10 protein-coding genes are annotated in these 13,572 nt (G+C 62.3%); 4 read left to right on the forward strand and 6 right to left on the reverse strand.

What is annotated here, in order from left to right:
* Nucleotides 1-66 precede the first annotated feature (66 nt).
* Together AC2A1F_RS11485 and AC2A1F_RS11490 are read right to left on the reverse strand one after the other, a co-directional pair.
* A complete protein-coding gene (locus AC2A1F_RS11485; RefSeq protein WP_484208881.1) occupies nt 67-1,386 on the reverse strand; it encodes a glycoside hydrolase family 1 protein in 1,320 nt (439 codons plus the stop codon).
* An 88-nt stretch (nt 1,387-1,474) separates the two neighbouring features.
* On the reverse strand, nt 1,475-3,829 hold the full coding sequence (locus tag AC2A1F_RS11490; protein ID WP_484208882.1) for a TonB-dependent receptor: 2,355 nt from the start codon (nt 3,827-3,829) through the stop codon (nt 1,475-1,477).
* Nucleotides 3,830-3,977: 148 nt separating this feature from the next.
* Here AC2A1F_RS11490 and AC2A1F_RS11495 point away from each other — a divergent pair, with 148 nt between their 5' ends.
* On the forward strand, nt 3,978-4,604 hold the full coding sequence (locus tag AC2A1F_RS11495) for a TetR/AcrR family transcriptional regulator (RefSeq protein ID WP_484208883.1): 627 nt from the start codon (nt 3,978-3,980) through the stop codon (nt 4,602-4,604).
* Nucleotides 4,605-4,613: 9 nt separating this feature from the next.
* Here AC2A1F_RS11495 and AC2A1F_RS11500 read toward each other — a convergent pair whose 3' ends face one another.
* From AC2A1F_RS11500 to AC2A1F_RS11515, 4 genes are read right to left on the reverse strand one after another with little or no spacing between them, the layout of a single operon-like run.
* Nucleotides 4,614-5,390, reverse strand: coding sequence for a DeoR/GlpR family DNA-binding transcription regulator (locus AC2A1F_RS11500; RefSeq protein ID WP_484208884.1), 777 nt, complete (start codon nt 5,388-5,390; stop codon nt 4,614-4,616).
* Nucleotides 5,391-5,414: 24 nt separating this feature from the next.
* Complete coding sequence (rhaT, locus tag AC2A1F_RS11505; RefSeq protein ID WP_484208885.1) at nt 5,415-6,488, reverse strand: L-rhamnose/proton symporter RhaT; 1,074 nt, start codon at nt 6,486-6,488, stop codon at nt 5,415-5,417.
* 38 nt (nt 6,489-6,526) lie between these two features.
* On the reverse strand, nt 6,527-7,672 hold the full coding sequence (gene lldD / locus AC2A1F_RS11510) for an FMN-dependent L-lactate dehydrogenase LldD (protein WP_484208886.1): 1,146 nt from the start codon (nt 7,670-7,672) through the stop codon (nt 6,527-6,529).
* Nucleotides 7,669-9,099, reverse strand: a complete 1,431-nt coding sequence (locus tag AC2A1F_RS11515) for an FGGY-family carbohydrate kinase (protein WP_484208887.1) — start codon at nt 9,097-9,099, stop codon at nt 7,669-7,671. Before AC2A1F_RS11515 ends, lldD begins: the two co-directional genes overlap by 4 nt.
* Nucleotides 9,100-9,222: 123 nt before the next feature.
* Here AC2A1F_RS11515 and AC2A1F_RS11520 point away from each other — a divergent pair, with 123 nt between their 5' ends.
* The 3 genes from AC2A1F_RS11520 to rhaI are packed head-to-tail and all read left to right on the forward strand — an operon-like array spanning nt 9,223 to nt 13,563.
* Complete coding sequence (locus AC2A1F_RS11520; protein ID WP_484208888.1) at nt 9,223-11,331, forward strand: bifunctional rhamnulose-1-phosphate aldolase/short-chain dehydrogenase; 2,109 nt, start codon at nt 9,223-9,225, stop codon at nt 11,329-11,331.
* A gap of 22 nt (nt 11,332-11,353) precedes the next feature.
* On the forward strand, nt 11,354-12,277 hold the full coding sequence (locus AC2A1F_RS11525) for an alpha/beta hydrolase (protein WP_484208889.1): 924 nt from the start codon (nt 11,354-11,356) through the stop codon (nt 12,275-12,277).
* Nucleotides 12,274-13,563, forward strand: a complete 1,290-nt coding sequence (gene rhaI, locus AC2A1F_RS11530; protein ID WP_484208890.1) for an L-rhamnose catabolism isomerase — start codon at nt 12,274-12,276, stop codon at nt 13,561-13,563. The genes AC2A1F_RS11525 and rhaI overlap by 4 nt, the downstream gene beginning before the upstream one ends.
* The last annotated feature ends 9 nt before the right edge of the window (nt 13,564-13,572 follow it).

Below are 13,572 nucleotides of genomic sequence, written 5' to 3' on the forward strand. Positions count from 1 at the left end.
TTTGCTGTTATATCTAGACTTGTTGTCATGCAGCTTCCGAGTTTAGCGGAGCGGTTGCAGTATCCCTCAATTGCCGTTGTTCTTGGCAATGGCCCCCAGCACGAAGGCGCTCGGCTTTGGCGTGCGTTTGAAGGTTGTGCGGTCAACCTCCACCAGCCCGAATTTGGGCGCATAGCCTGAATACCATTCGAAGTTGTCGAGCAGTGACCAGTGGATGTAGCCCAGCACGTCCACGCCATCGGTCATGGCGGCTTTCAGGCCTTTGATCGCATCGACGATGAATGGCGCGCGTATCGCATCATCGGCGATGCCAACGCCATGTTCGGTGACCAGAACCGGTTTGCCCGATGCCTGATGGACATAGCGCACCGCACCGCCCAGCGAGGGCGCATGGATCTCTGCGCCCATCTGGTTCAGCACGGCCCCGGTAGGCGGCGGGAGCGCGCCCTTGGCGTCGAAGCGCGTCCGGTCATAATTCTGCACGCCGATGAAATCATCGTCTGCGGCAAATGCAAACCATGGCTCATAAGCCTCGGCTCGCTTCCGGTCGCGGATCGTGGTGGCGCCGATGGCCTGATCGTCTGATACCGCAAGGCTGAGGCCAACTGGCAGGTCTGGTTGTACGGACTTGATCGCGGCGCGCGCCTTGCGGTGGGCTGCGCCCATAATGGGGATCATGGGCAGATGGCCGTCGCGCGCGATCATGAAACCGGCCGAAAAGTTCTCGCTCCCAAGCGCTGCGCCTGCGGCCTTGAGCATGGCGGCATGGCCTGCATAAAGCGCAGGGGGCAGGCCGATCCATGACAGGATCGTGGGCAGGTTCGGCTCGTTCAGAGTTACGGCGTGGCTGATGCCGGAGCCCAAGCCACGTAGCGCCCGTTCGCAATAGCGCGCAAACAGGTCTGGCGCGGCAGGGTTGGTCCATCCGCCGCGCGCGGCAAACCAGCGCGGGCAGGCAAAGTGGTTGAAGGTGACGACCGGTGCCAGGCCACGGACGCGGCAGCCTTCGATGATGCGGCGGTAGTGGGCGATCATCGCATCGGAAAACTGGCCTTCTTCAGGTTCGATCCGCGCCCATTCGAGCGAGAAGCGATAGGTATTGAGGCCCAGACTTTGCACCAGATCGAGGTCAGCGGGCCACAGATCGAAGGCGGCGGTGGCAGAGCCGGAAGGCTCAGCAAAAAGCGAGGGCTTGGCATGTTCCATCCACCAGAAATCGCTGGCTGTGTTGTCACCTTCGGTCTGATGCCCCGACGTGGCCACGCCCCACAGGAAGCCCTTGGGGAACTGCGCGCGCGGTTTGGTGGCGGCGCTGATCGCGGGGCTGGCAGCGCCCAGTGCTGCAGTTGCCACAAGGCCGGAAAAAGCGCGGCGGGTGATCATCATGGTTCTGGAAACTCGCTGTTGAGTTGGGCAGGCCAATAGGGCCGGTGCGCAGCGGGCCGGAGTGGTTTACACCCCGGCCCGCCAATGATCAGTACCGCAACGACAGGGATAGGCCGAAGGAGCGGACCGAATCCAGACCGAAGGTCTGTCCATACGATCCGATGCCATCGTTTTCCTCGCCCGCGTCAAGCCCGATGCTCTGCGGCACGTGCTCGTTCGTGCAGTTCTTGCAGAACAGGCTGGCCTGCAAGGTGCTGCCCAACTTTACCCCGATGTTTGCGCCGAACGTATCGACCGCGCGGAAGAAGCCGCCGGGGGCGCCGTTGAGGATGTAGTTCACCGAAGAGCGGTGATACCAATTGCCCTGCAGGAACGGCACCACATCGCCGCTGACCGGCAGATCATATATCGCCTGAACAGTGGAGGTGAACTTGGGCGAAACCGGCAGCCTGAGGCCTGCGGCATCGAACGTGCCCGATGTTGAACAGCTCGGGACAGGCTGGCCCGAATAGCACTGCGCGCCCGGGAAGCTTTCGAACTTGGCATCGAGGAACGACATGCCGCCGTTGATCGAAAGCCCAGACACCGGACGCGCGGTGAAGCCCACTTCGACGCCCTGCGTCTTCACCTTTGCCGCGTTCTGCACCACGAATGTCTGCAGCACGGTGTCGAGCGACTGGACCTGATAATCCTCGAACGTGGTGCGGTAGACCGAGATATTCATCGTCAGCTTGCGATCGAAGAACGCGGTTTTGATACCCAGTTCAGTGGTGTTCGAGATTTCGGGACGGATGGCCGGAACAAAAGCCGTGCCGTTTGCGGCGGCGATGGCGGTATCGTTGAAGCCCGGCCCCTTGTAGCCACGGCCCTGAAAACCGAAGAGCAGAATATCGGGCGTCACCTGATATTGCGCGCCCAGCTTCCAGCTGAAGTTGTTGGCGTTGAAGGCTTCCTGATAGCGCCCGTTGGGGCCTGACAGCCGGACAAAGTAGTTGCGGCGGCCATGGCTGAGGTCGAGGCGGATTTCATCGCGCGTATAGCGTCCACCGGCGATTAGCCGCAGGCCGGGCGACAGTTCATAGGTCAGCTGGCCAAAGGCGGCGTAGCTTTGTGTATCAAGCACGAAATCGGTATCGCGGCCAAGGAAGAAGCTGTTGCTGACCGAGCAGGTTCCCGGAGGCGCTCCGGGCGTGGCCACCGCGCCAACACAAAACGGATATTGCGGCAGCAGGAAGGCCGGGAAGCCGGTGTTGCCGTAAATCTCGCTGGACTGATCAAGCGTGGACTTGAAGTAGAACAGGCCCACCTGCCCGCTTAGCGGGGCATCGGCGGGAAGGGCAAGGCGTAGCTCGTTCGAGTACTGGTCATAGCGCGCCTGCGTGGCGTTCACATTGACTTCGGCAACCGGGAGATAATCGACATCGAGGTTCTGGTTGTTCGAATAGTACCGCCAGGCAAAGATGTTCGACAGTTCGAGGCCTGAATCCAGCGCATAGCTGATTGTTGCCTGCGCGCCGCCGGTATCGATATCACGGAAGGCACCGCCATCGCCGGTCAGCAGGAAATTGTCGGGGCCGGCTGTGCCGCCTGCGTTTTCATACACCTCCTGGCGGGTGCTGCCTTCACCGAATGAACGCCAAGTCTTGTCGAAGAACGCGCCTGCTCCGGTCAGCTTGTTGTAATCGCCGATGACATAGAGCGACATCGCATCACTGGCTTCGAGCAGATACTTGGCCTTCAACTGCACATTGCGGCGGTTGAGATCGTCGCGGAAGCCCGGCGAGATGGTATCAATGCGCGTGACCGGTGGTTCCTGATATCCGTAAAGCGCATTGATGCGCAGTGCCGAATTGGCGGTGACCGGAATGTTCAACACTTGCCGCGCGATGATGCCGGGCGCGTTGCGATCCGCGCCGGGCGTTTCGCGGAAGGTCACTTCCACATCGCTGCCGCCCGAATATTCGCCCAGACGCGGCTTGGCGGTGACGATGTTGAGCAGGCCAGCCGAGGCGTTCTTGCCGAACAGCAGGCCCTGCGGTCCGTTGAGGACTTCGACCCGCTCCACATCCATCAGCAGCGGGGTGCCCAACGCAGGGCGGCCAAGGTTCACTTCATCGATGGCCAGCGCCACGCTCGAATCGATCGTTCCTGCAAAGGCCAGCGTGCCAACCCCGCGCACGGCAAAGCTGGCGTCGGTGCCGATCTGCAGGCTTGGAGCGGCTTGCGACACACCGACCAGATCGTTGATCTGGCGCGTGCGCAGTTCATCGGCTCCGACGGCGGTCAGGCTGACCGGGATCTTCTGAATGCTTTCGCTGCGGCGCTGCGCGGTTACCACGATTTCGCCCACTGCGCCTTCAGCACTATCGCTGGCGTCCTGCGCCCAGACCGGCATGGCAATCGCGGCGGCGCTTGCGCCCAGAATCAGTTTCAACGCCTTCATTTCACTCTCCCTGCAGTTCCTGTGAACTTGCGGCGCGCTTATAGCCGATAAAACATTCGTTCAAGCATGAATGTTATTTCTATGCCTTGAACAATTCGGTGGATGCGTGGAATAGCGGGGTGCCGCTTGCAGCCAGAGGGATCAGGGCTTGAAGATACGTCGCACACAGGAAGAGCGATCTACCGAAACCAGAGCGGCGCTGCTGCAAGCCACGGTGTCTGCGATTCATGACCTTGGCTATGCTGCAGTTACGACAGCGATCATTTCTGAACGTGCGGGCCTTTCGCGCGGGGCTTTTCTGCACCACTTCCATACCAAGGCCGAATTGATGGCAGCCGTGGTCAAGATGGTTTTCGACGATGAAATGGCGCAATATCAGAACATTGTGCAATCGCCGGAGATGGATCACCTATCGCAATGGCCGCGTATCCTCTGGTCGGTATTGTCCCGGCCATCGGGCATTGCCGTGCTTGAAATCCTTCAGGCCGCGCGAAGTGATCCTGATCTGGCCCGCATGGTCGGGCCCACGCAAAAGGCCGCCGAAGAAGGGGCTTTGAGCAAGTTGCGCGAAGAATATGGTGGCGATGAAGCAACCGCACGTTCGGTAATGCGCTTGATGGTCTGGGCCATTCGCGGATTGACGCTATCCGATATGATCCTGCCTGATCGGCAGGCAACCATGGGTGCGGTCAATCTGCTTGCCAACATGTTGCTGGCTGTCTCACCCGATGGTGCGGTTGAACCATTGCAGCAGCTCACTTCACAGCCTGATTGAGAGTGCCGGTCAGTCGGCAATCACCACCCTCACGCCGCTGGCGGTGAGATGGCTGTTCAGGTCATGCGGCAGGCCGCTGTCGGTGATCACCGTATCAATCTCGTTCAGCTCGCACACGATGGTGCCCGACTGGGTGCGGAACTTGCTGCTGTCGACCAGCAGGATGACTTCATCTGCCCGGTCGATCAGGCGGCGTTCGGCAGCCACCAGCACGGGATCGGCCTGCATCACGCCTTGCGGGCCAACTGCGGCGGCGCCCATGAACAGGCGCGGGGCGTGAAAGCGGGGCATCGATTCCTCACCCGCCGGGGCAAGGATAATGTTCTGTTCGCGGAACACCGCGCCCGATGGCAGCAGGATGCGCGTGCCCGCTTGCGGCAGCAGTGCGTTGACGATGTGCAGCGAGTTGGTGAGCACTTGCAGGCCCAATCCGTCGAGATGCGGGCACATCTGCAATGTGGTGGTGCCGCCATCAATCATCACCCCTTCGCCGGGTGAGCATAGCGCGGCTGCAGCGCGGCCGATCGCCTGTTTGGCCGCCAGATGCTGCGTGATTGACTGGTCGAACGGCGTGCCCATCAGGCGCGGGGCGGCGCTATCTTCGCCCTCGGGCAGCTTCGCCCCGCCGTGGACACGCACGATCTGCGCGGCCTCTTCAAGCCGGGTCAGATCCCGCCGGATCGTGGCGGGTGAGGCATCAAGCAGGACTTCGAGATCGCGATAGCTGACAAAGCCAGTGGGGCGCAGGGCTTCGAGTATCCGTCTTTCACGTTCCGCTGCGTGCATCCGCCACGATCTCCTTGTGGCCGCTTATGCGCCGGCCTGCAGCATGTTGCCAAGGCCGATCACCACGGTGGCTCCCACCAGCAGGCCGATGCCGCTCCACACCAAACGGCGCGTGCGGGCAGAGGAACCGGCCCATTCCTTCAGCGCAAAGCCCCAGAGCGTGGAGAACAGGATTATCGAGGCCATGTGCAGCGTCCATGATGAGAAGCCATAAGCGCCCATCTGGCTTTCGCCCATCGTGTAAAAGAAGAACTGGCCGTACCACAGCGTGCCGCCCAGCGCCGCCAGCAGCCAGTTGGCGAGCAGATTGGGGCGTTCGCCGGGGGCGGAATCGGCGGGTGCGGAACCGAAGAACTGGCCGAAGCTGCGGTTCTTCGTAATGAGGTAGGCGCACCACAGCGCATTGGTGGTGAGCCCGCCCGCCAGCACCACGCAAAGCACCGGCAAGCCCTGGCTTAGTGGATCGGTTCCTGCAGCCAGCGTCAGATCGCGGATCGGCTGCCCCGCTGCCAGCCCCCAGGCAAAGCAGCCCGACATCACGCCCGAGAACGTGGCGATAGCCAAGCCCTTGCGCAAATTGAACTCGGCCACGCCTTCGGATGCTGCGCCGCCAAGATCAGCCTCCTTGGCATTACCTGCGCGGGCAACGACGATGATGCCGACCAGCGTGATCAGAATGCCCAGCAACGTGAGCTTACCGCTGGTGGTTGCCGCGATCTGGCCCAGCGTGCCTTCAAAAATCGGCGGTCCCATCGTGCCTATCACGGTCGTCAGGCCCAGCGCCACCGCCATGCCCAGCGACAGGCCAAGGTAGCGCATGGTTAGCCCGAAGGTTAGCCCGCCAAAGCCCCACATCGCGCCCCAGAACCAGCACCACAGCAGCGTTTCGCGCGGGGTGGCGGCAAGAACACCGAGCAGATCGTTGGTCTGGATCGAGGCAAAGAACCACGGGGCGATGGCCCAAGAAAACAGGCCTCCCGCCAGCCAGAACACTTCCCATGACCACAGCTTGATGCGCTTGTACGGCACATAGAAGCTGGCCGAGGAAAAGCCCCCGATCCAGTGAAACAATACGCCCAGCAGCGGGTTTGCGCCCATCGATCCTGTCCCTTGTCGTTCTTATCGGTTTACGAGGCTTATCGGTTCACGAGGATCGAACGGTCGATCTCGGCAATGCTTTTCACACCGGTCAGCGTCATGGCGACGCGCATTTCGGCCTCGATCAGGCGCAGCATGTGTTCAACGCCCTGCTGTCCGTTCGCAGCAAGCGCAAAAACCCATGCGCGGCCCAGCAGCACGCCCTTTGCGCCCAGCGCCAGCAGGCGCACCACATCAAGGCCGGAGCGCACACCGCCATCGGCCAGCACGGTCAGCCGGTCGCCCACGGCATCGGCAATGGCAGGCAGCGCACGGGCGGTGGATGGCACGCCATCGAGCTGGCGGCCGCCGTGGTTGGAAACGACGATCCCGTCCGCACCAAGGTTGGCGGCTTCCACCGCATCCTGCGCATCGAGCAAGCCCTTGATCACCAGCGGGCCTTTCCATTCCGAGCGGATGAAATCGAGGTCCTTCCACGCGATCGAGCTGTCGAAATTTTCGCGCATCCAAGCGAAGAAGTCCTCGATCCCGGTCTTGCCGTCCAGTTTGCGCACCACGTTGCCCAGCGCATGCGGGCGGCCCATCAGCCCCACGTCCCACGCCCAGTGGGGTCTCATCGCGCCTTGCAGCGCACGGCGGATTGCGCCTTTCATGCCGGATGCCCCGGCAAGGCCCGAATGGTAATCGCGATAGCGGCTGCCGGGGATAGGCATGTCGACAGTGAAAACCAGTGTCGAGCATTTCAGCTCCACCGCCTCCTGCAACAACTCGCGCACGAACCCGCGGTCGCGGGTCATGTAAAGCTGGAACCAGAACGGCTTGGATGCAGCGTTGGCCACTTCGGAAAGCGAACAGGCCGATACGGTCGAAAGGGTGAACGGCACGCCAGCCGTTTCTGCTGCACGCACCGCCTGACATTCGCCGCGCCGCGCGTTCATGCCTGCAAGGCCGATGGGTGCAAGCGCCACCGGCAGGCGCAGCTTCTGGCCGAAGAGTTCGGTCGAAAGGTCCAGCGCCGACACATCACGCAGCACGCGCTGGCGCAAGGCAATGTCCCGCAAATCCTCGACGTTCCGCTTCAGTGTCGTTTCGCTGTATGATCCGCCGTCGATATATTCGAACAGGAAATGCGGCAGGCGACGGCGGGCGAGTTCGCGGAAATCGGGGATCGAGGCGGCGATCATGCAGGGGGGCTTTCGGCAGAGGCGGTGACTTCGGCCTGCCAGCGCGTGCGGTAGCCTGCAAGGTCGCCTTCGAGCGGTTCGACGCGGACAAGCTGGCCCTTTGGCGTCAGCGTCGGGTCGGTCAGGCGCAGCGCGCCAAACGACACATCATTGTGCGCGTTCGCGGTGTAGATGGCCATATCCGGTCGCAGGGCGGCGAGTGCGCGGACGAAGACTTCCGCCTCGGCAAAGCGCCCTTCGACCAGCAACCGCTCCTTCGCACCGATCAGATCAAGCGCGGTGTCAGCCACCAGTGCGGCATAAAGGCAAGCAGCGGCGCGGCATTCAAACCAGTCCTCGGGCCGGTTGATCCAGCCAAAGCGGCCCTGTGGATTTGGTCCGAAGCCGCGCATCAGCGAGGGCAGGATCAGGCGGCCTTGGCGCAGCACTTCGGGCACGGCGGCCAGCAATGCCGGTTGATCGGGCTTTATGTCCACGCGGCGCGTATCGATTTCGATCAGTGTCTCGATCTCGCGCCCGCCCATGAAGCGGGCCGATGGCACGGCGCGCCCGTGAACATCGACATTGACCAGGCAATCACGCGCTTCGGGCAAGCTTGCCGTGTTCACCGGCGATGCGGGCAGACGCATACCGATAAACCATGTGCCGGTGGAAAGCACGGTGGCCTCGTTCTGCGCAATCTCGGAAAAACCGCGCGCGGCCAGTAGGGCGGCATTGGAATCGTGCAGGCCCGCCAGGACTTCCACATCGGGCGAAAGGCCGGTCGCCGCCGCGATCTCGGGCCGCAACGTACCCACCACATCGCTCGCACAGGCCAGCGGGGCAAAGCGGCTGGCCCAACCCCGGCGCTTGGCCATCGGCGAGAAATCAGCGTCTTGCGGGCACCACAGGTCCGAATGGCAGCCAAGGCTGGTCACCTCGCTCACTGCGTTGCCGGTCAGGAACCACGCCCAGTATTGCGCCCAGGGCAAGAGCGTGGCGCGCGCCATGGTCTCTGGGTAAAGCCGGTCGAGCCAGAACAACTGGCTGCCGATGTTCAAACCATCGGGCAGGGCAGGCGATCCTGTCAGCGCAAAGGGATCACGCTGCGCGCGGTAGGCCGCAATGACCGCATCGGGCACGGCCTGTTCGTAATCGATCGGAGGAAAAGCCAGTGCGCCGTCCACCAGCGCGCAAATGCCCGCGCCGTGTCCCACCGGTACGATCCGCGCCACCGGCATCCCGGCATAGCGTTTCAGCGTTTCGATCAGCCACGGCCCGATGGCAGGCGCATCAAGCCGCCGCAGCCCGCCCACTTCCAATGATACATTGGCGCGCACCTGCCGGTCCAGCATCAGCCCGCCTGCATCCCACAGGCTGACCTTGCTCAACGTCTTGCCCAGATCAATGACGATTGTTGCGCCGGTTTTGGTTGCGCCTGAGGCCAAGCGCGCTCTCCCTGTTTTGTGATTACAAATGATCAATAACAATCATTCTTGATCATTTCCAGCGCAAATGTTAGCAACCCTCGCGAACGGCACAATGCCGATATGCCAACTCGCAGGGATGCCATGAACGCCCACACCCCGATTTCCGCCGCTCTTCCCTTTGCCGTGCCAGCAAGTCGGTGGGACGAATCGGTTGCCGCCACGCTCAGCCCGGCGCAGCTGCTGCTCTATCGCTCGAACCTCCTCGGCAGTGACCTTACCGTCACCAATTTCGGCGGCGGCAATACCTCGGCCAAGCTGCAGGAGATCGATCCGCTGACGGGCAAGGCAGTCGAAGTCCTGTGGGTCAAGGGTTCGGGCGGCGACATTGGGTCGATGAAGCTTGATGGCTTTGCCACGCTCTATCAGGCCAAGTTGCTGGAGTTGGAGGGGCACTATGCGGGGCCGGATGATGACGACAAAATGGTGGGCTTCCTGCCGCACTGCACGTTCAACCTGAATGGCCGCGCGGCCAGCATCGACACGCCGCTGCATTCGCTGCTGCCTTTCGCCCATGTCGATCATGTCCATCCCGATGCGATCATCGCGCTGGCGGCGTCTTCCGGCGGCGAGGCAGCAACGCAGGAAATCTGGGGCGGCAAGATCGGCTGGCTGCCATGGAAGCGTCCCGGTTACACGCTAGGCGTCATGCTGCGCGATTACGTGAAGGCCAATCCGGGCGTCGCAGGCGTGATGCTGGCGGGCCATGGCATCATCTGCTGGGCAGACAGCGCTAAGGCCTGTTACGAGCACACCGTGCAGTTGATCGCTGATGCTGCAAGCTATCTGAACAGCAAGCTGGCGGGCAAACCGGCATTCGGCGGGCAAAAGGTTGCGCCCCATCCCGACCGTGCAGCCATAGCCGCCGATCTGATGCCCCGTCTGCGCGGATTTATGACCGGGGCGCGCCAGAAGCTCGGTCACTTTTCGGACGATGCCGAGGCGCTCGAGTTTACAGGGTCTGCCGATTTTGAACGCCTGGCAGCGCTTGGCACATCGTGCCCCGATCACTTCCTGCGCACCAAGATCGCGCCGCTGACACTCGATCCTGCACGGTTGCAGGATGACGCCTACCTCGCGCAGCAGATTGCCGATTACCGCGCGATGTATGCGGCCTATTACGAACGCTGCAAGCGGGCGAACAGCCCCGCGATGCGCGATGCCAATCCGGTCGTCGTGCTGGTGCCCGGCGTGGGCCGCATCACCTTCGCCACCGACAAGACCACCGCACGCCTTGCCGGAGAGTTCTATGGCAACGCCATAAACGTGATGCGCGGGGCGCAGGCCATCGGTGAATATATCGCGCTCGACGAACAGGAAGCTTTCGACATCGAATACTGGTTGCTCGAAGAAGCCAAGCTGCAACGTATGCCCGCGCCCAAGCCGCTGGTCGGCAAAATCGCGCTGGTCACGGGCGGTGCAGGGGGCATCGGCGCAGCCTCTGCCGCCCGCCTGCTGCGCGAAGGCGCCTGTGTGGTGCTGGCTGATCGCGCCGCCGATGCACTGGAAGATGTGCGCGCCGGGTTCGCCCAGCAGTTCGGTAAGGACGTGGTGCGCACCGCCGTGTGCGACGTGACCGACGAAGCACAAGTGCAGACTGCCATCGATATTGCGGCCCGCGAGTTTGGTGGGCTGGATATCCTCGTCGCCAATGCCGGCATCGCCTCGTCCGCGCCGATTGAGGAGACCACGCTGGAACTGTGGAACCGCAATTACGATGTGCTGGCGCAAGGCTACTTCCTCACCGCGCGCGCCGCATGGCCGCTGATGAAGCGGATGAAGGAGCAGGGCGGGGCCTCGGTCGTATTCATCGGTTCGAAGAACGGCGTGGCGGCGGCGACCAACGCCAGCGCCTATGCCAGCGCCAAGGCTGCGGCCAACCACCTTGCCCGCTGTCTGGCGCTGGAAGGCGCGCCCCATGGCATCCGCGTGAACGTGGTCAACCCCGATGCGGTGATCAAGGGTAGCAAGATCTGGGACGGCGACTGGCGCAAGGAACGCGCAGGCGCCCACGGCATCGACAGCGGCAAGGAACTGGAAGAGCACTACCGTCAGCGTTCCATGCTGAAGCGCGATGTCCTGCCCGAAGACATCGCCGAAGCGGTCTATTTCCTTGGATCGGACATGAGCGCAAAGTCCACCGGCAACATGATCAACGTCGATGCAGGCAATGCGCAGGCTTTTACGCGCTGAGCATTCGGGAGAGGATAAGATAATGAAAAGAAGATTTCTGGCATCCGCCCTCGCGCTTATGGTGGCAGCACCGGCCACGGCGCAGAATGGTCCGCCACCGTCCGTGCCTGTTGCCGCTCCGGCAGAACCCGATGCGATCCCGCTTTATGGTGACAAAACCCCCGGCACGTCCGCTTCGGAACAGTGGGTCAAGTTCATGGGCCGCGATCTGGCGGCCCGCAATGTCACGCGCCCCACCATCACGCCCGTTCTGCCTGATCCTGCGAAGGCGACGGGGGCGGCGGTGGTTGTGGCACCGGGCGGCGCGTTCATGATTCTGGCGATGGATCACGAAGGCTGGTCGGTTGCCCGCGCGCTGGCTGATCGGGGCATTGCCGCGTTCGTCCTCAAATACCGCCTGAACCCCACCCCGAAGGACGAAGCCGAGGCGGGCAAGTACATCGGCGAGGCCTTGATGAAAGAAGTTGGCCGGCCAATGAGCGGTGACTTGCTTGGCAAATCGGCCGCACCAGCAGATGGCAAGGCTGCTATCGCATGGGTCCATGCCAATGCTGCGAAGTACGGCATCGATCCTGCACGCATCGGCATGATCGGCTTTTCGGCAGGAGCCATGACCGCGCGCCGTGTCGGGCTTGATGCTGATACGCCGGTCCGCCCGGCCTTCCTTGGTTACATTTACGGGCCGCAGGACCCTGAGCCCATTCCCGCCAATGCGCCGCCTTTGTTCAATGCCATCGCGCTGGACGATGCGCTGTTTCCGAACAAGGGCTTCGCGATTGCGCAGAGCTATCTCGAAGCCAAGCGCCCGGTGGAAATCCACGGCTACCAGACCGGCAACCACGGCTTTGGCCTTGGCCTGCCCGGCACCACCACCACGCTGATGATTGACGAGTTCACCGCGTGGCTGCGCATGCAGGGCTTCCTTACGCGAAAGGACAGCAAGTGACCCTTCCGATTTCCGCAGACCTGATTGCGACACGCAATGCAGCCCACGCCGAAGCGCTGGAGGACGATTACGCGGCTCTGGGCCGCAAGCTTTCGCGCACTGGCATCGATATCGATGCGATCAAGGACCGGGTTGCGGGCTTTTCGGTTGCCGTGCCTTCATGGGGTGCGGGACGTGGCGGCACGCGCTTTGCCAAGTTTCCCATTCCGGGCGAGCCGACCAACATTCACGAAAAGCTGGAGGATTGCGCGGTCATTCAGCAGCTTGGCCGCGTAACCCCGCGCGTTTCGCCGCACTTCCCGTGGGACAAGGTCAGCGACTATAAGGGCTTGCGTGAAGAGGCTGCCAGCCTTGGCCTTGGCTTCGATGCGGTCAATTCGAACACGTTTCAGGATCAGCCGGGTCAAGCGCACACTTACGCCAACGGCTCGCTTGCCGCGCAGGATGCGGCCACGCGCCAACAGGCTGTCGATCACAACATCGAATGCATCGAGATTGGCGTGCAGCTTGGCTCGACCGACCTCACCGTATGGGTGGGCGATGGCACCAATTTCCCCGGTCAGCAGGATCTGGGCCGCAGCCTTGATCGCTATCTGGAGGCCGCGAGCAAAATCTACGCCGCGCTGCCCGATGATTGGCGCATGCTGCTGGAACACAAGATGTTCGAACCGGCGTTTTATTCGACCGTGATCAGTGACTGGGGCTCTTCGATCCTCGCCGCGCAGGAGCTTGGCCCCAAGGCCAAATGCCTTATCGATCTGGGCCACCATGCGCCCAATGTGAACATCGAACAGATCGTGGCGCGCCTGCATCGCTTCGGGAAGCTTGGCGGGTTCCACTTTAACGACAGCAAGTATGGCGACGATGATCTCGACAGCGGATCAATCAACCCGCACCAGCTGTTTCTGGTGTTCAACGAGCTGGTGGAAGCCGAACTGAACCCGAAAGAGGGCTTCAATCCCAGCTACATGATCGACCAGTCGCACAATGTGACCGACCCGATCGAATCGATGCTGTCCAGCGCCGAGACGATCACCCAATGCTTCGCCAAGGCGCAATTGGTTGACCGCATAGCGCTCCACGCAGCGCAGGAAGCCAATGACACGATGATGGCGTTTCAGGCCCTGCGCCGCGCCTATAACATGGATGTCGCCCCGATCCTCGCCAAGGCGCGCATGGAAGTGGGCGGGGCGATTGATGTGCTGGAGGCCTATCGCCTCAGCCAGTACCGCAGCCGCAAGGCGCAAGAGCGCAAGGCCGTGGGGCTGGGCGCGGGCATCGTTTGATCGCCTGAC

The sequence above is a fragment of the Novosphingobium sp. HNCC26BN242 genome, from assembly GCF_057180525.1.

What these genes read in the sequence shown, in the direction of transcription:
- AC2A1F_RS11485 (WP_484208881.1), bottom strand. Translation starts at nt 1,386, where the DNA reads ATGATGATCACCCGCCGCGCTTTTTCCGGCCTTGTGGCAACTGCAGCA.
- AC2A1F_RS11490 (WP_484208882.1), bottom strand. Translation starts at nt 3,829, where the DNA reads ATGAAGGCGTTGAAACTGATTCTGGGCGCAAGCGCCGCCGCGATTGCC.
- AC2A1F_RS11500 (WP_484208884.1), bottom strand. Translation starts at nt 5,390, where the DNA reads ATGCACGCAGCGGAACGTGAAAGACGGATACTCGAAGCCCTGCGCCCC.
- rhaT (WP_484208885.1), bottom strand. Translation starts at nt 6,488, where the DNA reads ATGGGCGCAAACCCGCTGCTGGGCGTATTGTTTCACTGGATCGGGGGC.
- lldD (WP_484208886.1), bottom strand. Translation starts at nt 7,672, where the DNA reads ATGATCGCCGCCTCGATCCCCGATTTCCGCGAACTCGCCCGCCGTCGC.
- AC2A1F_RS11520 (WP_484208888.1), top strand. Translation starts at nt 9,223, where the DNA reads ATGAACGCCCACACCCCGATTTCCGCCGCTCTTCCCTTTGCCGTGCCA.
- AC2A1F_RS11525 (WP_484208889.1), top strand. Translation starts at nt 11,354, where the DNA reads ATGAAAAGAAGATTTCTGGCATCCGCCCTCGCGCTTATGGTGGCAGCA.